General features: G+C 48.3%; 18 protein-coding genes. 8 read left to right on the top strand and 10 right to left on the bottom strand.

The features are described from left to right. Positions 1 to 29: 29 nt before the first annotated feature. From KNO66_RS00520 to KNO66_RS00500, 5 genes are all read right to left on the bottom strand, one after another. The gene (locus tag KNO66_RS00520) at positions 30 to 1,088 is read right to left on the bottom strand and encodes a LacI family DNA-binding transcriptional regulator (protein ID WP_015880986.1); all 1,059 of its coding nucleotides are present in this window, start codon (positions 1,086 to 1,088) and stop codon (positions 30 to 32) included. Between the two features lie 53 nt (positions 1,089 to 1,141). Beyond that, entirely contained in the window at positions 1,142 to 2,644 is a 1,503-nt protein-coding gene (locus KNO66_RS00515) for an alpha-amylase family glycosyl hydrolase (protein WP_214739426.1), read from the bottom strand. Positions 2,645 to 2,667: 23 nt separating this feature from the next. After that, a complete protein-coding gene (locus KNO66_RS00510) occupies positions 2,668 to 3,501 on the bottom strand; it encodes a sugar ABC transporter permease (protein WP_214739424.1) in 834 nt (277 codons plus the stop codon). A 1-nt stretch (position 3,502) separates the two neighbouring features. Then, a complete protein-coding gene (locus KNO66_RS00505; protein ID WP_214739422.1) occupies positions 3,503 to 4,855 on the bottom strand; it encodes a sugar ABC transporter permease in 1,353 nt (450 codons plus the stop codon). Between the two features lie 105 nt (positions 4,856 to 4,960). After that, a complete protein-coding gene (locus KNO66_RS00500) occupies positions 4,961 to 6,226 on the bottom strand; it encodes an extracellular solute-binding protein (RefSeq protein ID WP_214739420.1) in 1,266 nt (421 codons plus the stop codon). Between the two features lie 370 nt (positions 6,227 to 6,596). Here KNO66_RS00500 and KNO66_RS00495 point away from each other — a divergent pair, with 370 nt between their 5' ends. Next, positions 6,597 to 8,381 (top strand): glycoside hydrolase family 13 protein, encoded by a 1,785-nt coding sequence (locus KNO66_RS00495; protein WP_214739418.1) that lies wholly within the window; start codon positions 6,597 to 6,599, stop codon positions 8,379 to 8,381. 159 nt (positions 8,382 to 8,540) lie between these two features. After that, positions 8,541 to 9,899: an MATE family efflux transporter gene (locus tag KNO66_RS00490; RefSeq protein WP_214739416.1), complete on the top strand. Its 1,359-nt coding sequence runs from the start codon at positions 8,541 to 8,543 to the stop codon at positions 9,897 to 9,899. Between the two features lie 23 nt (positions 9,900 to 9,922). On the opposite strand, the gene KNO66_RS00485 is transcribed toward KNO66_RS00490, so the two are convergent. After that, positions 9,923 to 10,657, bottom strand: a complete 735-nt coding sequence (locus KNO66_RS00485) for an enoyl-CoA hydratase/isomerase family protein (RefSeq protein WP_214739414.1) — start codon at positions 10,655 to 10,657, stop codon at positions 9,923 to 9,925. Positions 10,658 to 10,808: 151 nt separating this feature from the next. Here KNO66_RS00485 and ybaK point away from each other — a divergent pair, with 151 nt between their 5' ends. The 6 genes from ybaK to KNO66_RS00455 all read left to right on the top strand — a co-directional run bounded on the left by ybaK (position 10,809) and on the right by KNO66_RS00455 (position 16,050). Then, positions 10,809 to 11,273, top strand: a complete 465-nt coding sequence (gene ybaK, locus KNO66_RS00480; RefSeq protein ID WP_214739412.1) for a Cys-tRNA(Pro) deacylase — start codon at positions 10,809 to 10,811, stop codon at positions 11,271 to 11,273. 19 nt (positions 11,274 to 11,292) lie between these two features. Continuing rightward, on the top strand, positions 11,293 to 11,991 hold the full coding sequence (gene pssA / locus KNO66_RS00475; protein ID WP_031421233.1) for a CDP-diacylglycerol--serine O-phosphatidyltransferase: 699 nt from the start codon (positions 11,293 to 11,295) through the stop codon (positions 11,989 to 11,991). 88 nt (positions 11,992 to 12,079) lie between these two features. Further along, a complete protein-coding gene (locus KNO66_RS00470) occupies positions 12,080 to 12,829 on the top strand; it encodes a carotenoid biosynthesis protein (protein ID WP_214739410.1) in 750 nt (249 codons plus the stop codon). Continuing rightward, positions 12,795 to 13,490, top strand: coding sequence for a lysophospholipid acyltransferase family protein (locus tag KNO66_RS00465; protein ID WP_214739408.1), 696 nt, complete (start codon positions 12,795 to 12,797; stop codon positions 13,488 to 13,490). The genes KNO66_RS00470 and KNO66_RS00465 overlap by 35 nt, the downstream gene beginning before the upstream one ends. Further along, positions 13,490 to 14,557, top strand: a complete 1,068-nt coding sequence (locus KNO66_RS00460) for a glycosyltransferase family 2 protein (protein WP_214739406.1) — start codon at positions 13,490 to 13,492, stop codon at positions 14,555 to 14,557. Before KNO66_RS00465 ends, KNO66_RS00460 begins: the two co-directional genes overlap by 1 nt. 26 nt (positions 14,558 to 14,583) lie before the next feature. Further along, complete coding sequence (locus KNO66_RS00455; protein WP_214739403.1) at positions 14,584 to 16,050, top strand: phytoene desaturase family protein; 1,467 nt, start codon at positions 14,584 to 14,586, stop codon at positions 16,048 to 16,050. Between the two features lie 438 nt (positions 16,051 to 16,488). Here the strand turns inward: KNO66_RS00455 and KNO66_RS00450 are convergent, their stop codons facing one another. From KNO66_RS00450 to KNO66_RS00435, 4 genes are all read right to left on the bottom strand, one after another. After that, entirely contained in the window at positions 16,489 to 17,328 is an 840-nt protein-coding gene (locus KNO66_RS00450; protein ID WP_214739401.1) for a phytoene/squalene synthase family protein, read from the bottom strand. Continuing rightward, complete coding sequence (locus tag KNO66_RS00445) at positions 17,297 to 18,775, bottom strand: phytoene desaturase family protein (protein WP_214739399.1); 1,479 nt, start codon at positions 18,773 to 18,775, stop codon at positions 17,297 to 17,299. The genes KNO66_RS00450 and KNO66_RS00445 overlap by 32 nt, the downstream gene beginning before the upstream one ends. Continuing rightward, positions 18,772 to 20,265, bottom strand: coding sequence for a phytoene desaturase family protein (locus KNO66_RS00440; RefSeq protein WP_214739397.1), 1,494 nt, complete (start codon positions 20,263 to 20,265; stop codon positions 18,772 to 18,774). The genes KNO66_RS00445 and KNO66_RS00440 overlap by 4 nt, the downstream gene beginning before the upstream one ends. Positions 20,266 to 20,334: 69 nt before the next feature. Further along, on the bottom strand, positions 20,335 to 21,366 hold the full coding sequence (locus KNO66_RS00435) for a class I SAM-dependent methyltransferase (protein WP_214739395.1): 1,032 nt from the start codon (positions 21,364 to 21,366) through the stop codon (positions 20,335 to 20,337). Positions 21,367 to 21,390: the final 24 nt, after the last annotated feature.

The following is a 21,390-nucleotide window of genomic DNA, read 5'->3' as shown; positions in this document are numbered from 1 at the left end:
ACCCCGCTCTGGCGAAATCGTCTGGTAAATCAAGAATTCGATTCTAATGTTTCGGTTGCCTTACTCTTCTTCTGCCCACATGATTGGCGGACGACCAGATAATGTGGCACGATGACGCGCTTCCCATAAGGAGGCGCATTATCACTGATTTGTTCGATCAAGCAATTCGTCGCCTCGAAACCGAGACCGAAGATGTTAATTTCGACCGACGTGAGTGGCGGGTTCGAGTGTTCTGCGATATAGACGTTATTGAAACTGACGACCGCGACGTCCTCCGGAATCTTCAGTCCCATCTCACTGAGCGTGCTGATGACTCCGAGCGCCATCATGTCATCGCTGACGACGACGGCTGTCGGTGGCTCTTCGTTTTGCAGTAATTCACGAACTGCCTTCGCGCCGCCTTTCGTCATAAATTCGGCCCGGGCGATATAGTCTTCGCATACCGGAATGCCTGCCTCCATGAGGGCCGTCGCGTACCCGTTCCGACGATCTTGTGTGACGGCGAGTTTATCCGAGCCCCCGATGAAGGCGATGCGACGATGACCTAAGTTATAAAGGTGTTTCGTCACTTCACGACCTGCCAAATAGTTGTCCGTATCGACGTATGTGATGGAAGAAGCGTCCCCGAACGGCTTCCCGACCACGACGAACGGAAACTTCGTTTGACGTAAGTATTGAACGACTTGATCATCTTCCCGTGAATAGAGGACGATGACACCGTCGACACGGCGTCCTTGTACCATCTCGATGACACCGGATAAGACCTCTTCTTCCGTGACACCTGTCGTCATATAAAGCGAGTATCCATTCTGATGCGCTTTCGTGCTAATTCCTCGTAGCACTTCTGGGAAGAATGGATTTTGAAGCGTCTTTGTTGCCGCGCTCGGCATGACGAGACCAATCGACTGTGTCGAACGGTTAGCAAGACTTCTCGCATGAATGTTTGGGTGATACCCGAGTTCTTCCATAGAACTTCTGACCCGTTCTTTTGTCTTTTGACTGATTCGTGGACTGTTAGCGATGACGCGCGATACCGTAGACGGTGCCACGTTCGCATGTTTCGCCACATCTTTAATTGTGATTTGCATGGTGTTCCCCCCTGCTTCCGTGAATTCCAAACATGTCTTTCAGCGTTTCATTTTTATTTGCGTCGCTTCCACATGACCAAACCCGTTAAGAAAATCGGAATCGTAATGACGAGTAGTCCCATCATCCACGGATTGACCGATGATTCCTCCACGATGTAAGCGTTCGCACTTTCGCCGGATAGTTCAATTGTAAACGTTCCGCGCTGATCTGTGACCAGTTGCGAGAATAAAAGGCCGCGAAGTCTCTTGTCTTCCCCGATTTCACTGACATCAATTTCGATTTCTCGATCCTCACCATTCATGTTGATGGCATATAAGGCGACGTCATCGCCGTCTTTTCGTTCAAAGACAGCCATTCCATCTTCTGAAGCAATCATTCGCTGTTCACCTGTCGCAAAGACCGGATACTCTTCCCGCATGCGATTCATCGTCGCGACGTATTCATGCAGATCTTCATTTCCCGGGAATTCCGTCATGACACGGTTCGCCGGATCGGCTCCACCGTTTTGAGCATTCTCAGTCCCTTGGAAGACGATTGGCATCCCGGGTGATGCATAAAGCGCAAAGAGCCCAAGGCGTAGTCGGCGTTCTGCAGATTCGACTCCGTTTGCCTCTGCTTGGTAAGTGAAACGCTCCACATCGTGATTATCGAGGAACGTCGCCATTTGATTCGGGTCGTTGAAGAATGTTTCGGCATAACTAGCAGCAACATCGATTTCGTCGACGTTTGCTTGCTGTTGTGTCATCGTTTTTGATACGCGGTCATAGAATGTAAAGTTCGTGATGCTGTTGAACCCGAGGTCATCATATTGCGCGACATATTTCGGGTCCGGGTCAAACACTTCAGCGAGTAGGTAAAAGTCCGGGTCGACTGACCGCACACCTTCGACGAAGTCTTTCCAGAACGCTTGATCGACGTGACGGACCGTATCCAGGCGGTAGCCATCGATATCCGTCTCTTCAATCCAATACTTCGCCGCGTCAATCAAATACGATTTGACTTCCGGATCCTCTGTTTTGAAGTCGGGCAAATCAAACAACCAATGTGTCTCAACTTGCTCCTGGTCTTTCCAAAATACAATCGGTAACTGTTCATGGAACCAGTCAGGTTTTTCTTCCACCCAAGGATGATTCGGTCCGACATGGTTGACGACGAAGTCGAGAATGACTTTCATGTCTCGTTTGTGCGCTTCATCGACTAGCTCCTGTAAATCTTCTTTCGTCCCGAATTGTGGGTCGATGTTATAAAAATCTTTAATCCAATACCCGTGATAGCCGTCCGGCATGTTTTCAAAAACAGGTGTTAACCAAATGGACGTGAATCCGAGTGATTCGATGTAATCGAGCTTCTCGATGACCCCACGAATATCTCCACCATGAAAGGCTTTTGGATCATTTTTGTCCACCTGTTCGTTATTGTCCGGATTTCCGTCAACAAATCGGTCGACCATAATAAAATACATGCGTTCTTGTTCCCAAGTAGCGGCTTCCTTTGCCCCGACGACAGTCGGAAACAAAAGAAGCGACAGGAGCACGAGCACGACGCCTCGCCTCATATCGCTTCCTCCTTTTACGAGTATTATCCTTTCGTACCACCCGCTGTGAGGCCAGAAACGAAGTAGCGTTGGAACATGAAGAACAAGATGACGATTGGAAGGGCTGAAAGGACAGCTCCTGCCGCGAATAACGTAAAGTTGTTATCGAACTGTTTCGAGATCATGTTGTAAAGACCAACTGCCAATGTTTGTTTCTCTGGTGAACGAAGGACGAGCGATGCCAAAATGAAGTCGTTGAATGGTCCCATGAAGTTAAAGAGAGCAATCGTTGCGACAATCGGCTTCGCAAGTGGCAAAATAATTTGCCAGAAGATTCGGAGGTGACCAGCACCATCCATACGGGCTGCTTCGTCAAGTTCTTTTGGAATCGTGTCGAAGTAGCCTTTCGCCAAGTACGTGTTCATCGGAATCGCACCACCTGCATAAAGCAAGATGAGCGCTGTATGTGTGTCAAGAAGGTTAAGCATATTGAGCAATACATAAATCGCGATGATCGCAACGAACTGTGGCACCATCTGAAGGACGAGGAACAAGACGAGTGAGTTCTTCCGTCCTACGAAACGATAGCGTGAGAAAACGTATCCAGTAATCGTGACCAAGATGACAGAGAGCGCCATCGTGATGAAAGCGATTTTCAACGTGTTCACATACCATAAACTATAATCTGAAATCGTTAGGTCAAACAAGTTTTTATAGTGAACAAATGTCGGATTCGATGGAATGATGGTTGACGTAATCGTACGCCCTGGGTTGAACGACGTTCCGACGACCCAAAGCATCGGATAGAGAATGATGATCGACGCAAGCGTCAAGATGACATACGAGATCGCCAAATTGATTCGTTTTTGTTTTTTCATATCAGATCATATCCTCGTCTTTGAAAGATTTTGTCCGACGGAACTGGATCACGGCAAGTGTCATGATGAAGAATGACAAGATAAGTGTGATCGCAGCCGCAAGTCCGTATTGCGGGTTGGCACCGAGTGACAATTTGTAAATCCAAGAAATCAAGATGTCGGTACCACCGGCCGTTTGTCCAGGTACAGCAGGGCCACCGCCATTAAAGAGATAGATGATGTTGAAGTTATTGAAGTTGAACGTGAACTGCGTGATCAAGATTGGCGCAGTTGCGAACAAGAGCATTGGCAACGTGATCAAACGGAACTTGTCAAAGATGGTTGCTCCATCAATCGTTGCCGCTTCATACAAGTCACCAGGAATCGACTGCAAGACACCTGTCATAAGTGTCATGATGAACGGGAAGCCGAGCCACCATTGAATGAGCACGAGTGCCGTACGTGTCGCTGTCGGGTCCGTGAACCAGTTGATTGGATCAAGACCGAGTGCGGGCAAGATCGTTGTATTGAACACCCCGAACGATTCGTTGAACATCGAACGGAAGATCAAGATCGTGATGAATGCCGGTACTGCCCATGAAAGAATCAAAATCGAGCGGAACAAGCGGCGGAATCGTAATCCTTCTTGGTTCAAGAGTACCGCAAGGAAGATCCCGATTGCGATGACACCTGTTGTTGAAGCGACCGTCCAAACGAGTGTCCATCCGAGTACCCCAACGAACGTGTCACGGAAGATATCGATTTCAAAAATACGCGTAAAGTTCTCAAATCCGACCCATTCGACGAGTTTCGCTGGTGGTGCGTTGTTATAGCGATAGTTCGTGAAGGCGATCAAGAACGTAAAGATCAATGGAAGAATAACTGTAAACACTAACAAAATGAGTGATGGGATTAACATTAAGTATGGGAATCCATTATCACGCAAGTTGCGCAGTTGCATTTGGAACGATGGAAGGTTTAGATGCTGATCACGAGCGCGACCGACACGATAGGCGTCACGAATGTTCCAAACATAGAACGCAATTCCGAAGAATAGTAAAATTAACGCGACAATCCCCTCGACCATCAAAAAGATGGAGTGGTCGTTACGAGGTCCTGGCACTTCACCAAGCGTGATCAATCCCCAAAGTCCTCCACGGTCACCTGGTCCGGCGCCCGCCCCTTTGAAAAATAGATCATAGTTTACGGCAAAATAAGATACGATGACGATAAAGAACGCTACAGCTTTCGCGTATTGTTTGTTGTATACCTGTCCGAGTCCCGGAATGATGGAAAGTAGTCCCGCGTTCCGAGCATGGTTTGTTGGCTTGTCCGGGCGTTGGTCCGGTGTTTTAGGGTTCGCAATTGCAGCCATCCTCAGTTTCTCCTTTCGATTTGAGCAAATCAATCAAGCAAACGTTTGCTCAATGCTAGAAAATGATGGGGAACGCCGTATGGCGTACCCCGTCATTTCAATTCCTTATTGGTTGTTCGCTTGGATTTGTTGCTCGATGACTTTCACTGCATCGTCTGCAGATTTCTGTGCATCTTGTTTACCAGTCGCTACAAGTTGAAGTGCTTGTGCCATTGGCTCCCAAACTTGTCCCATTTCAGGAATGTTTGGCATTGGGATTGCGTTTGTTGCTTGGTCGAATACCGCTTTCGCAACTTCGTTCGACGTGATTGTCTCGTTCGACTCGAGTGCTGCTACTGGTGGGATCTCGTTGTATGCTTCAAACATTGCCAATGCGTTTTCTTCATTTGTTAACTCTTGAAGGAACTTCTCAGCCCACTCTTGGTTCTCTGTGTAAGCTGAAAGGGCATATGTTTTCACACCCATGAACGTCTTGATTGGCTCACCGTTCGGAAGTGTAGGCATTGGAGCCGCACCGAGGTTTACGCCAGCATCTGTGTAACCAGCAACTGCCCATGGTCCGTTCATGACTGAATGAGCTTTCTTCTCAGTGAAGAGTTGGTCCATCGCTTGGCCACCAGACTCACCGATCAATCCTTTAGGGAAGAGACCTTCTTGGTACCATTTACCGATGTATTCGAATCCTTCAACTGCACCTTCGTTGTTCAAACCAATGTCCATTGGATCGAGTGCGCCACCGTCTTCTTTGAACACGTATCCGCCATATCCAGCGACTACACCGTGTGCAAAGTAGAAGTTATCCCAAAGTGCGAGGAATCCGTATTGCCCGTCAGCTTTTACATCGTTTGACAACTTGTAAAGGTCGTCCATTGATTTTGGAGCTTCAGACATCAAATCTTTGTTATACATAAGAACTGGTGTTTCAACTGATTTCGGGTATCCGTAAGCTTGACCGTCAAACATAACTGCTGATTTCGCAGCATCTGTGAATGAGTCGAGCACGCTCTCATCAGAAAGTGGTGCCAAGTGACCTTGGTCAGCGATTGTACCGATTTGGTCGTGTGGTACAAGAACGATGTCTGGACCTTTACCAGCTGGGCCATCAAGGGCAAGCTTGTCTTTTTGATCCGTCATCTGTACTTCGACGACTTCCACTTTTACGCCGTTCTCTTCTTCGAACTTCTTCGCAACTTCTTTCGTTGTCTCAGACTTTTCGATATCTTCCCAGATGACGATTTTTTCAGGCTTGTTATCATTCGAAGCCGCGTTATCTGTTGAAGATTCGTTGTCCGTTCCGCCACCACATGCAGCAAGTGCACCGAAAGCGAATACTGCTGTTGAAAGTCCTGCTACCATTTTTTTCATCTTCATGATGAAAAACCTCCCCAAGGAAATAGTATGGTCAGATTTGCGCAATCGCACGACCATGTCAATTGAAAAACTCCGCTACGAAATTGACATGGTAGTGAAAACGTTTGCATCCTCACCTCAATTTTTATTATACAGTTGTGAAAGCGTTTTACAAGTCTTTTTTTACACTTTTTTTACGTCTGTTGACCCATTTATGTAATTTTTAAATTTGTTGTTTAAATTCATCATATTTTAAGCGTTTCAGCAATTGACAAAATGTAAACGCTTTATTACCCTTTGCTTGAGCAAACGTTTTCACAACATCTGTTCTCTTTGATTCCCGATGTTGTAAAATGATGTCATCCCCTATAGAGAAAGGAATGTTTTCCTTATGATGAAAGAAGCGATTTATCACCGTGCGATGTCCCCGTTCGTCTACAAATATGACCGAGAGACGATTCATATTCGTTTCCATACGAAACGTGGCGATATCGAATCCGTTGATTTGATTTGGAACGACCCTTACGACTGGCACGCAGAAGATCCAACGATGTGGAACTTTGACCCAGACAAACCGAGCTATTGGCGTACATATGAAACCCCGATGGAGAAAATCGGGTTCGACGATGCCTATGACTATTGGTTCATCGCCATCAAGCCACCGTTCCGACGCCTTCGTTACGGATTCCGTTTGAACGATGGCCAAGAGACGGCCGTCTATACGGAAAAAGGATGGTTCGAAGAAAAACCGCTTGATGACACAGGCTACTACTTCTGTGTGCCGTTCATCAATCCGATCGATATCTTCCATGCCCCACTCTGGGTGAAAGATACGGTATGGTATCAAATCTTCCCAGACCGTTTCGCCAATGGCGATGCATCACTCAACCCAGAAGAGACGTTGCCATGGAACTCGACAGAGCCGACGACGACGAACTTCTTCGGTGGCGACTTCCAAGGGGTGATCGACCATATCGATCATTTAGTCGAACTCGGAATCACTGGCATCTACTTCTGTCCAATCTTTAAAGCGACGACGAACCATAAGTACGACACGCTCGACTATATGGAAATCGATCCACAGTTCGGGACGAAAGAGAAATTTAAAGAGATGGTCGACCTGTTACATGAGAATGGAATTAAAATCATGCTCGATGCCGTCTTCAACCACGTCGGATATCATCACCCATGGTTCCAAGACGTCGTCGAGAACGGACCAGCTTCTGAATATCGCGATTGGTTCTATCTACGCGAGTTCCCGATTGCGACAGAACCGAAGCCAAATTATGATACATTTGCCTTTGAAAAAAATATGCCGAAGATCAACACCGAGCATCCTGAGTTAAAAGCTTACTTATTAGATGTCGCCCGTTACTGGGTCGAAGAGTTCGGCATCGACGGATGGCGTCTAGACGTTGCCAACGAAGTCGACCATGCGTTTTGGCGTGACTTCCGCAAGGCCGTCAAAAATGCGAACCCGGAAGCCTATATCCTCGGGGAGATTTGGCACGATGCGCAACCTTGGCTACAAGGTGATCAGTTCGATGCCGTCATGAACTACCCGTTCACGAATGCGAGCTTGAACTATTTCGCCCTCGACCGGACATCTGCATCTGAGTTCCGTAACGAACTGACGCGAGTCGAGATGATGAACACGATGAACGTCAACGAAGTTACCTTCAACTTGATCGATTCGCACGATACACCTCGTGCGTTGACGCGGGCGAAAGGTCATAAAGGCAAGTTCAAACTCTTGATGACGTCGATGCTAACGTATACGGGTAGCCCGTGTATTTACTACGGGGACGAAATCGGACTTGAAGGCGAACAAGACCCGGGTTGCCGTCGCTGTATGCCATGGGATGAAGCCGAAGAAGACCGCAACCTATTCCGCTACATTCAAAAGCTTATCCAGCTTCGTAAGGACCACCCTGTACTCGCCAACGCCGGCTCGTATCGCTTCAACCTAGTCGACGATGCGAACAATGCCGTCATCATCGAGCGGTGTACGAAAGATGAAACGTATCTCGTCTACTTTAACAACTCGGACTCTGCTTCGAAACTGAATCCGCTCGGTTATACAGGAGCAGCCACGGACCTCTTGCATGACCGTGACCTCGACTCACTCGAAATCGAACTCGCACCATTCAGTGCTGCTATTCTGAAATTGAAATAAATTCGAAAATCACCTGATTTCTTCGGGTGATTTTTTTGTTGAAAATAATTTAGCAAACCCCTTTCTTTTTCATTTCATAAGGAGTAAGATGACCATTGACATTTTTATAAGATTAATAGTTAACAGAGAGAATTATAGAGAAAAGGGAGAATACACTACATGCAGACGAAACAAACGGAACAGCTCACCCTGTTCAAACTGTCGTGGCCGATTTTCATCGAACTCGCCCTCCACATGGGAACCGGGATCATCGCCACATTGATGCTCGCTCACTACTCAGACGCCGCCGCTTCGGCCGTCGGGGTTGCCAACCAAATCTTAAACGTGTTCTTGATCGTCTTCAGTGTGACGTCTGTCGGGGCGACCATCTTGATTGGTCAGGCCATCGGGGCACAGCGCATGAAGAAGAGTCGTGACTTCGCCCGCTCCGCCGTCAGTTTGAACATGTGGCTCGGTGCGATCATGGTCGTCGTCATCTTCTTGTTCGGTGAGACGTTCTTACGCTTGTTCGGACTATCGGACGAACTGTTCGCGCACGGACTGTTGTTCCTACAAATCGTCGGCTTGTCGTTATTCACCGAAGCGCTCATCATGGCGCTCAGTTCGATTCTCCGAAGTCATGGAATGACGAAGCACGCCATGCTCGCGACGCTTCTAATCGATATCATCACCGCCGTCGGAGCCATTTTTGCAGTGACCGGCTGGTTCGGACTTCCGGTCACTGGCGTTGCCGGTGTCGCTTGGGCCATCGTGATTGCACGATTCGCCGCCATGCTCCTCTTGTTCTGGCTCGTCAAACGGAAGCTCATGATCCGTTTCCCGTTAAAAGAAGTGATTCGTCCGAAGAAAGATGACATCCAGTCACTCCTTCAAATCGGCGTTCCATCTGCCGGGGAGAACTTGTCGTATCAAGCTTCACAGATTATCATCACCGGATTTATCGCGACGATGGGGGAAGCCTCTCTCGCCGCTCGTGTATACGTCATGAACTTGTCGATGCTCGCCTTCTTGTTCACCGTTGCCGTCGCGCAAGGGACACAGCTCTTGATTGCGCGAGATATCGGAGGCAAACGTTTCAAAGAGGCGTACCATCGCGCCGTCAAGACCTTGAAGATTGCCATGTTCGCCTCGTTCGTCGCCTCTCTCGGTTTAGCGGTGTTCAGCGAGTCGCTACTCGGACTCTTCACGTCAAACCCTGACATCATCGCGGTCGGTGTGCCGATCTTATGGGCAACGCTCATTTTAGAGCCGGGTCGCGCCATGAACATCGTCCTGATGGGATCGTTGAAGTCCGTTGGGGACGTCCGCTTCCCGGTCATGATCGGAATCGCCTCGATGTGGGGTGTCGCCGTGGCGTTCAGCTACTTGTTCGGTCTTCAAATGGGACTCGGCATCCTTGGGATTTGGCTCGCCTTCTCTCTCGATGAATGGTTCCGTGGATTCTTCGCGTTCCGCCGTTGGAAGTACGGAACGTGGCAACAAAAAGGCTTCCAGTTCGAAGCCAAATCAACCACATAAAAAAGCGGCCGCGGCCGCTTTTTTTATTTCATCAAGAATGCCTGCATCGCCTGGCGATGCACTTCCGTGTCCCCACACTTCCGTTGCCACTCGATTTCTTCATTCAATCCTTCTTCAAATGAAGTGGCTCGCATGAGCGCCTTCATCCCTTGAACAGCGACCGCTGATTTCGCAGCAAGCGACTCCGCATATGAAGTCAATCGCTCCGTGTATCTCGCATCTTCCACGAGCTCGGTGACGAGCCCGAATGTCCGTGCGGCTTCCGAGTCAATCGTACTGCCACTCCAGAGCCAATCTAACGCGAGATCGTCTCGCATGAGTCGACGTAAGTGATACGGACCGCCCGCATCCGCCACCAACCCGATTTTAATGAACGCCGAACTGAACTTCGTCGATTCAGCGACGATTCGAACATCTGCCGCGAGTGCCAAACTGAGTCCTGCTCCTGCGACAACGCCATGAATCCCTGCGATCAGTGGCTTCCGGCAAGATGCAAGCGCCCGGACGAGTGGATGATACACATCTTCTAAATATTCCCCATAGTCAGCATCGCTCTCAATCGTCAAATCTTGTCCCGATGAGAACGCCCGCCCCTCGCCGACGAGGACGATGACGCGAACCGCGTCGTCCTGTTCAAATTCATCGATTGCCGTTTTCATCTCACGAAGCAACGTCTCATTCAAGGCGTTCAGCTTTTCAGGTCGGTTTAGTTTTAACCAACCTACCCCATTGTGTGTCGTCAATTGAATCGTTTCCACTTTTATTCCTCCTTCAAAAATGAATCACTGTTCATTTCTTCGTCATTCCGTCAAATTCCTTCCTTTACTGAAAAGTTTTTTGAAGTTCAATTGCCGGGAAGTTGGTTGATTTGCTATTCTAAAAGAAGTCGGTCACGAAAGGATGAGTCAGATGCAGCTGACAAACGCCGCTCGGCAGTTGAAACAGAAGAAAATCCCGTTCACCTACCATACGTACGAAGTGGATGAAACCGATGTCTCGGCCAAGCATGTGGCAATGACATTGAATAAGCCGCTCGAGGATCTGTATAAAACGATTTGTCTCATGAATGAGAAAAAGCAATACGCCTTCTTTCTCATCTCTGGAGAGCGTGACATTGATTTAAAAGCAGCCGCAAAAGCTTGGGGGGCGAAGAAAGCATCGCCTGTTCCAATGAAAGAACTTGAGACATTGACCGGTTACATTCGAGGCGGCGTCTCGCCGATTGGAGCGAAGAAAACGTTCCCTGTGTATGTACACGAGGTAGCTCAGGACAAAGAGACGATTATCATCTCTGCCGGAAAGCGTGGCTATCAAATCGAATTATCACCTAAAGATTTATTGCAATTTACAAACGGTCACTGGTTCAGCCAATGACCTCACTGGGGGCAAAATTATGTGGAAAGAACGCATCCGTTCGTGGGTTCCAAACTCTTTTACGTTCGGAAATTTATTTTGTGGTGTCGTCGCGATCGTCTACGCCGCACGTGGTGACTTCTCTAACGCCACACTGTTAATTATCATCGCAATGATGCTCGATAGTTTGGATGGACGACTCGCCCGTATGCTCGGCGTCGCTGGCGATTTTGGAAAAGAATTGGACTCGCTCGCTGATATCGTCACATTCGGTGTCGCCCCGGCGATGCTCGCTTATTATACGTTTTTTATTGATTACGGCAATTATGGATTGTTTTTCGCGGCACTCTTCCCGTTATTCGGTGCCTATCGCCTGGCGCGCTTCAATTTATCTGCGACGAACGTTGCAGCGAGTTATTTTTCTGGTGTCCCGATCACGGCCGCAGGTGGTCTCCTCGCTGTCATCACGACGTTCGGTGATCGCGTTAGCGAACTGTTGACGCCCATCTTCTTCACAGGGCTCGCCCTGTTGATGGTCAGCCGTGTCCGTATCCCGAGCTTTAAAGATGTTCCACTGCCACGTCACTCATTCATCATTACAATCAGTCTTGTCTACGTGACCTATATGATGTTCGCCCGTTGGAAAGAATGGCCGACGTTTTGGTTCATCGCTGTTCCGTTTTATGTTTTATTCATCGCCTTCTCGTTCGTGAAAAGACGGAAGCGGATGGCTAATTGAGAGTCTCGTTCGACGAGGCTCTTTTTTGTGCATGCATTTGTTAGACGGAGACTCAGATGAGCTTTAGAATGAGAGAAGAGGTGATGGAATGAAAGTGTATCCGTTTATTTGGAAGTGGTTTATCGTTTGGTATTTCATTGGGTTGATTTTAGTTGGGTTCGATTTACTTCCGCCTTGGCTCGAGTGGGCAAACCCCGTCTTTTTATGGCTAGCCGGGGCGATTGGTGGAACGATTCTTTATCAAGGAATCCGGCAAGGTGTTTGGATTGTTCCGTTTATTTTCTTCGGTTCAATCGCAGTCGAAACACTCGGTGTGAAAACGGGGTTCCCATTCAGCGAGTACATCTACGCTGAGGCGTTCGGTCCGACAGTGTTTGGAGTCCCTGTCACAATCGGTGCGGCATGGCTTGCCGTGATCGGATCAAGTTTCGCTGTGGCCCGTCTCTTCACGTTCCGCCAACATATAGTATGGCTTGTCCCGATTCTGGCCGTATGGCTCGATATGGCGATCGATCCTGTGGCGGCAAATGTGAAAGGCTACTGGGAATGGGCAAATGATGGGCTATATTATGACATTCCGACACAAAACTTTATCGGTTGGTTCGGGTTATCCCTCATTTTCTCCTGGCTGTTACAGCGTCACGAACGAACAGTCGACTCCTTGTTCATTCGGCACGGCGTCTATTTGTTCGTCATGCTACATGTGCTCTTCGGCGTCACCGCTGTCAATGCCGGTCTCTATGGAATCGGTTTGCTCAGCATTCTCACATCGGGAGTGATTCTACTTGAAAGGAGAGGTCGCGATGATCGAATCACACAAAAAGAAGTGGTTCAATAATGTATTTTCAACGTTCGTACGGGAACGTCAGATTCGTCCATCGTTCCATAACATCTATATTCGAGCGGACGATGTCCCGACTCCCGGACTATTTTTAAGTACACATAGTGCATGGTGGGACGGCCTCATCATGTATATGATCAATGAACACTTTTTACGACATGACATTCATGTGTTGATGGATGAGGATGGACTAAATCGCTTCCCGTTCTTTCGGCATCTCGGTGCCTTTTCGGTGAAAAAAGGTAGTCTCTCAGACGTACGTGCCTCACTTGCCTATGCGAATGAATTACTAACGTCTGGGAAATCCGTATGGATGTTCCCTCAAGGACAAGAGATGCCTCAGGAACTGCGCCCCGTCGAGATTGAATCGGGTGCGACATTGTTACTGAACGACCAAACCGTGCAGTTATGTGCCATGTACTATTCGTTCGAGAGCCATGCGGAGCCACTCGTATATGTACGCTTTCGGAAGATTATCGTAACGACCACGACACGACGAGCTCAAAAACAAGAGATTGCGCGAGCACTTGAAGAACTCTATGACGATGTGCGACAAGACGTCATTATACGGTCTGACGCCTATGTACCTCTCTTTCGACCACGTCGCAATCTGGCTGAATGGACGGAGACGTTGCTTCGACTCGGGAGGGGACGCTAATGATTTTATGGATGATCACCCTCCTCATGTTCATTTTCACCGTCGTCAATCTATTGTTTTTAAGACCGCTTGCCGCTCCAGTACGGTCACCAGAAACGGCTGTCTGTATTCCGATGCGCAATGAGTCACGACACGTCGACCGATTGATTTCAAATTTGAAGCAGGCGATACCGGAAGGGACTCATGTCTACATCTATGAGGATCGTTCCGAAGACGATACATACGAAAAATTGAATCGAGCCATCGCGGACGACGCTCGTTTTACAATCATTCAAGGAGTCCCGTTGCCAAGTGACTGGGCAGGAAAAGTTCACGCTTGTCATCAGTTGGCGATACGCACCACGGAACCGTATCTCTTGTTTTTAGATGCGGATGTCACGATTGATTCAAGTTTTATCGCACGCATGCATGCGACACTCGTCCGTGAGCAGGCTGTCTTTTTATCCGGGTTCCCCCAATTTCCGACGTCCACATTTCTCGGGAAATTATTGATTCCCATGCAACACGTGCTCATCGCCCAACATCTCCCATTGTTTTGGCGTAAAGTGAAACACCCTGCATTTGCGGCGGCGAACGGGATGAACGTTCTCGTCGAGCGAAGCAGTTATGAGGAAGTCGGTGGACATGCCGCCATTCGAACGTCATTGATTGATGATATCGATTTATGCCGAACATTCAAACGTCATCAAAAAATCACCTCACTCGTCCAAGTCTCTCCATACATCTCTTGCGATATGTATGAGACGAACGAAGAAGTATGGACCGGGTTTTCAAAAAACGTATTCAAGGGAATGAATGAATCAGTAGGACTCGCTTTGTACTTTATGGCGTATTATGGCATCCAGTTGACCGCCATGCTTGCTTGGATTTTTTCACCGAGTTGGCAGACCATCAGTGCGGCACTCTTCGTGCTGTTTGCACGTCTAGCCGTCGATCTCAAATCAATCGGCACCGGTACATGGTACCATCCGCTCAGTTTAATCGCTTACTTGACCTTACTCGGGAACGCCGTCATACGTAAATGGAGACGGTTGCCGATCACGTGGAAAGGTCGTCACTATTCCTAAGTAGACGTCTTAAGGGGGACACATGTATGAAACAAATTGTTGTGATTGGAGCTGGACTCGGTGGACTTAGCGCCGCCGTCACGCTCGCAGCGCGTGGTTATGACGTCACGGTCATCGAGAAAAATGAACATGTCGGCGGGAAACTCATGCCCGTCATCACCGACGGTCACCGGTTCGACTTCGGTCCGAATACGATTACGATGCCGGACGTATTCCGTTCGGTCATCCGAAATAGCGGTGCCAATCCGGATGACTATTTTGAGTTAATCAAACTCGACCAGCATACCGTCAACCACTATTCCGATGGATCATCCTTCACATTCAGCGCTGACCGGGCAAAGCTTGAAGTCGAAGTACGACGATTGACGGGTAATCAATTCAAGCATAATCAAATGCGTGCCTATCTCGATGAAGCAGAGAAATTATTCGCTATTGCAAATAAACGCTTCTTCACACAAATGGAGACAAAGTTAGATCCTGGTCTTTGGGCGGACATGGTCAAAGTACACCCACTTCAAAGTTTGCATGCCCTTCACAAGAAATACTTCAAGGACCCGCGTATCATCCAGGCACTCGATCGCTATGCGACGTACATTGGAAGCAGCCCATACGTGACACCCGGAACGTTTGCCCTCATCGCACATTTGGAATTGAATGAAGGCGTCTATTTTGCGAAGGGTGGGAACTGGAATATCGCAAAGGGATTCGCCAAACGGGCAAGCGAACTCGGCGTGACGTTCCGTCTCGGTCATGAAGTGACGAAGATTGATGTGTTGAACGGAAAAGCACATGAGGTCGTCGTCGATGACCAAGAAGTCATCTCGTGTGACGCTGTCCTTCTTAATGGCGAACTCTTGACGCAATACCCACGACTCGTCGATGCCAAAGACCGCCCCTCTTTCCCGGTCCCGACGCGTGACACCGTCGAACCGTCAATTTCTGCGTTTGTGTTGATGATCGGATTGTCGAAACGATTGAACTTGGCGCACCATAACGTCTACTTTTCAGATGACTATGAACGGGAATTTCAGGCACTCTTTCAACAAGAGCGCTATGCGGACGAACCGACCATCTATATTTCGAATTCATCCGCCACGGACCCATCGATGGGCGAAGCAGGCGATAACTTGTTCATTCTCGTCAACGCGCCAGCTCACCTAACCGAAATCGATGCGGATACGTATGAACATTTGATTCGTCGCCGTTTACGTGAATTCGGTGTGGATTGGGAGGATGACGAGGTGCTCTATCATAAGCGTGTGACCCCGCAAGATTTGACCCGCGATTTTTATGCGTATTACGGGGCACTATATGGAACATCGGCCAACTCGAAAAAGGGTGCATTCTTTAGACCTGAAGGCCGGTCGACGGACGTCTCGAACATTTGGTTTGCGGGAGGTTCGACCCATCCTGGAGGCGGCAGCCCGATGGTGACGCTTTCAGGACAATTCGCCGCACGATCGATGTTAGAGGACATACCTCTGACAATATGAACATTTTGTGAACGCGAGTTTCGACACTTGTCGACAAGTTGGAGACGTGATAATATCATATTCGAGTTCAAGCAGTTCTGTAACGTTTGTTACACCTGTAGCGATCGAATGGCTTCCCCGAGCCAAATCGCGTTTTGAACTTGTCACACCCGAGAAAGTGATGAGCGAGTTTCCCCACTCGTATCCCGTAGTTGAGACAGCTTGCGTATGATGTTCCCCCTTAGTCCATCAAGCATCCTGTTTCAGCGAAGATGTCCCTATGATTCATTCCCCATGAATCCCGGCACATCTTTAGGGCTTCATCACAAACCGATTCATTCATTTCCCCGATGAATGAATCACATAACGCTTACGCCACTTTTGGTCCCCCGCCAAAAGTGGTTTTTTTTACGCAAAAAACTGTAGGCGCTAGGATGCGCCTACAGTGAATCGGAATTCTTATAGCTTGGCTAGCAACTTTCCTTTTTGTAAGGTCGATACGTATGCCCGTTTTGTAAAAACGTCGTATCCATTCGCACGTGCAGCATCTAAAATCCCCTCGTAGAGAAGGGCTGCCGCTTGCACCGGTTTTCGACTGGCGAGCGGATAGAGGTGATGGGTCGCACGTGCCCGTTCATACAATAATTCGGCACGCTTCGCCAACGCCTCCCACAGGTCGATAAAGGCAGGCGTCACTTCTCGTTGTTGTAACATCTCTTCATTCACACCATACTGTCGCATCATCGTACGTGGTAAATAGATGCGGTCTCGGTTCAAATCTTCACCAACATCTCGCAAGATGTTCGTCAGTTGCATCGCGATCCCGAGGTCTATTGCACCTTGGCGAAGCTGACGTTGTGTCGCTTCGTCCTGATTTGGGACGAGGATCGGAAGTAACATGAGCCCGACCGTGCTCGCTGCATAATAGCTATATTGCTCCGTTTCTTCGAGCGTCTCATATCGAGACTTATGTAAATCCCATTTCATTCCTTCTGCCAACTCAAAGAAAGGGTCGACGTCCATCTCATAGCGTTGCCACACATCACGCAAAGCGACCCATAGTGCTTCATCTAGATGGTAACCAGCCAAAAAGCGATCAAAATCATGCAAAAATGCTACCAAACTCTCTTCTGGACGGTCTGATTCATCGACCGCATCATCGAGGGTGCGACAGAACGTATATACGGCCATGACCGCTTGACGATCAGGTTTTGAGAGCAAAGAGAAGGCCCGATAAAAGGTCAACGAGCCCTTCTTCATGATTTCCTCACATTGACGATACGCTTCTTGTGTCGTCACGATGTATTGCCCCCATTTCTTCTTCCATTTTTTTCACGAGTAACTGTGACCCGATCATGACAATCGGCACACCTCCACACGGATGAACAGATGCTCCCACCGCATAAAGGCGTTCGATTTTCGGATAAGGTCTTGCCTGAGGTTTAAACGCGGCTGACTGCGATAACTTTGGTGCAATTCCAAAGCTTCCTCCCTCGAACAAGCCGAATCGCTCGGCATCCATCGGTGTCCGGACTTTCATCTCGATGACACGTTCACGAAAATCAGGTATGAATGTCTCGATTCTTCCTAATAGATGTTCGATGGTTCCTTGTGACTCAAAGTCTTCCTGCTCTAACTTCCGAGGGACCGGAACAAGAACATATAACACGCTCGTCCCTACTGGCGCGAGCGTCACATCGATACGCGATGGGTTAAAAGTGTACATCGCAGGATACTCACTTAGTTTACCATCCTCGAAGATTGTACGCATCGATCCTTCAAAATCATTTGGTAAATCGAATTGATGAACCGGTAGATCGAGTTCGCCGTTGACGGTAAAGTATAGGAGTAACGTACCACTTGACGGTTCATACGTCTTTGGCGTCACACCATCAATCAGTCGCTCCATGAGCGGGAAATCACCATTCACGACGACGGCATCATACGGTACATATTCATCATTTACCGTGATTCCATTTGCCACCCCATCCGTGACATGGACACGATTGACGGTAGCGTTCATGACGAAACGAACACCGCGCCGCTTCAGTTCTTGTTCCATTTTCGTCGCAAGGGAGAAATATCCTCCTTTTACATACCAAACGCCCTCTTCTTGTTCACGATAAGGGATGAGTCCATATAACGAAGGAGTGGCATAAGGATTCCCACCGATATAAAGGGTCTGCAGACTATAGGCGACGCGTAAACGTTCGTCTTCAAAGAAGCGTTTCATGTTCGCATGGGCCGTTTCATATGCTTTTAAACGCATGAGTAATAAAAGGAGCTTCGGCTCGAACAGTTCGGTCTTCGATGAATACCCGCGGTCCAAGAACGTATCAAACCCAATTCGATACTCGTCTCTTTTTTGAGACATATATTGACGGAACGCATCCCCTTCTCCAAACATTCGCTCAATTTCTGCTGCCTGTCGCTCAATCTCCCGATATTTATAAAACGAGGTTCCGTCTTGATAACATAAGCGATAGAGTGGGTCGACTTCGAGCAACTCCACGTCCGCCTCAGGAAGACCTGCTTCGATTAACTGTTGCCTGAGTTTGCTCGGTAACAAGACGATTGTCGGACCTTCGTCAACTTTCGCACCGTTTTCAAATGCAACATAGTTTAATCGTCCGCCCACGCGCGCTTCTTTCTCATAGATTGTGATTTGAAGCGACGGATGACGTTTCGTCAGTAAGAGGGCGGCGTACAGTGTACCGACCCCTGCGCCTACAAAGCTGATGTTCATCGGCCGACACCTGCCCGGTCACGTAATAGATTTGTTGTGATGCGAGCTGATTCAAAGATAGTCGGAAGACCGCTTCCTGGGTGAGTCCCACCACCGACGAGCCAGACGTTATCGAGCTCTTCGAACTGATTATGCGGACGGAAATACATCATTTGCGATAAATTATGCCCTAGATTGAACGTTGCCCCTTCATAGATACCGAACGCTTCCCAGTCCTCTGGAGTTAACGTTTCCATCACTTCGATGTGTTGACGAACGTTCCGATATGGGGAACGGGTCTCAAGGGCGTCAAGGACGCGCTCTGTCATTGTCGCCTGTAACGCTTCCCATGGAAGACCAGATAAATTGTTCGGGACCGGTACGAGAACGTAGAGGGACGATTTTCCTGCAGGTGCAAGCGTTGGATCGATGCGTGAGGCATTTTGAACATAGAACGAGAAATCGTCGCTTAGTTTCAACTCTTTCGTCATTTCTTTGACGTTCAACTCGTAATCGTCCGCAAAGTGAATCGAGTGATGTGCCACGTCCTCATAGACATGGTTCAATCCAAGATACAACATGAACGTTGAACAGGAGTAGCGTTTCTTCTTCAATTGAGCCGGACTCCACTTTGATAATTGACCGTCTGGAACGAGCGACGTCATCGCATGAGCAAAATCGGCACCAATCACGACTTCGTCGAACGCATAGTGGACACTTCCTGCCACAAGTCCCGTCACTTTTTTGTCCTCTAAGAGCAGACGTTCCACTGGTTCACCGAGTCGAATGACACCTCCATCTTCTTCAATCACACGCGCCATCGCATGACAAAGCTGGTTCACGCCACCGATTGGGTGATGAACCCCGTAAGCGTGCTCCATATATGAGAGGATGGAGAAACCGCCAGGACACTCCCAAGCGGACATTCCTAAATATTTGGCTTGGAACGTAAAGGCGTACTTCAACTCTTCACTCGTGAAATACTCGGATAAGACGTCATATAACGATTTACCGATTGAGAGGAACGGTAATGCTTTAAGCACGCGCAATGAAACGTAGTCAGTTAATTTATCATGAGCTGTTTGTAAGACTGGCATCAATTTTGACAGTTTGATCGCCTGTTCACTCATAAACCGTTCATATCCTTCCCCATTTCCCGGGAATTGTTCTTCGATGGCACGATGCATCTCGTCACGATCTGTCGTCATCGAGAGTTGACGCGTCCCACGATCAAAATACAAATCATACATCGGTTCGAGTTGTTTCATCTCAACGTAATCGTGTAGATCTCGACCTGTTTCTTCGAAAATCTCTTCTAAAATGTATGGCATATTTAAAAAAGTAGGTCCTCGGTCGAACGTGAACTCACCAACTTGCAGGCGTGATGTCCGGCCTCCCACGAACGGTTGTTTCTCAAATACGGTGACATCTACTCCACGATGCGCCAGTAGCATCGCAGCAGCCAATCCACCGGGTCCTGCCCCAATAACGGCAACTCTTTGTTTCGACACACTCAACAACTCCCTATGTGAATAGTCTCTTATGCTTCTCTATCATTATAGAAATGACCGGAGACAAGTTCAATTTTGAATCGGTTGATTGAGCAGGTTCGTTTTTCCTCGCTCGGCGATGACGATATACCAAGACCCTTCTGGGATAAATGGAATGAATCGAATCTGATCGAATCCGACTTCTTGCATCTGTCGGCGTAGTCTAGGGATTGTCGGAAGTGGATACAAGTTATCGTGGAGCGTCATGAAGGCGTTGAATGCGGAAGCGAACCGTCCACCTAGCGCCGTTTCCGCAAGAGGCGTCACGAGAACAGCGACACCGTTCTCCTCTAGTCGTTCACGTAATCTTTCAAGTAATTTGACTCGCTCTTCCGGTGAGAAATAATACAGCATGTTATTCATCATGACCGCATCGAACCGTTCTTCCGTTTCCCAACTCATGAAATCAGCGACTTCGAACTGTATCTCACCACTCTCGTCTCGAGATTGTGCCTCTTCGATTACCTCTTCCTCTAAATCGATTCCTGTTAGTTCCCAACTTGGTTCGAGCGCTTGTAATTTACGTAAATAACCACCGTGCCCACACCCGATATCAAGCATTGACTTGACATCAGCTTGACGCAAGAGCTGTTGCACAATCGGGAATGCGACCGTTTCAACGAGTGTCGACGTCTTCGCGACGACTTGACCGTGCTCGGCCCCATCAAACGTCTTTTGTTTTCCAGATTCTAAAAATTCTGGGTAAGCGATTAGCGCAGGGATATGAAGTTCCATCATCTCTTGAAGCATGAATCCGATGCTCCGCTCATCGTTACCAGATAATTGATATTTTAATCCGCGTGTCGGATAATACCGCCACCCTTTTTTCTTCAAATGCCTCACTGCGACCCCGACTTCTAACCAACGCTCTAACGCGAGTTGTGTCAACGGGCGCTTTAAACGTAAATTCATCTCCGCCATACTGGCACCACCTTGAAGCGCATCGAATAGGCCAAACTTATAGCCGATATAGCCGTGCCATAGGGGTAAGAATGATTCTGTTTGTTTCATCCATTTCCGTGCGTGTAATACGCGTGTCCATTCCGTCATCTGTTGATCCATCGTTTCACCTCATCATCATGATTA

The sequence above is a fragment of the Exiguobacterium sp. s48 genome (genome assembly GCF_018617395.1).
In the GTDB taxonomy this organism is placed as follows: Bacteria; Bacillota; Bacilli; order Exiguobacteriales; family Exiguobacteriaceae; genus Exiguobacterium.
Note: the sequence above shows the minus strand (reverse complement) of the source record. Positions and strands in the feature narration are given on the sequence as shown.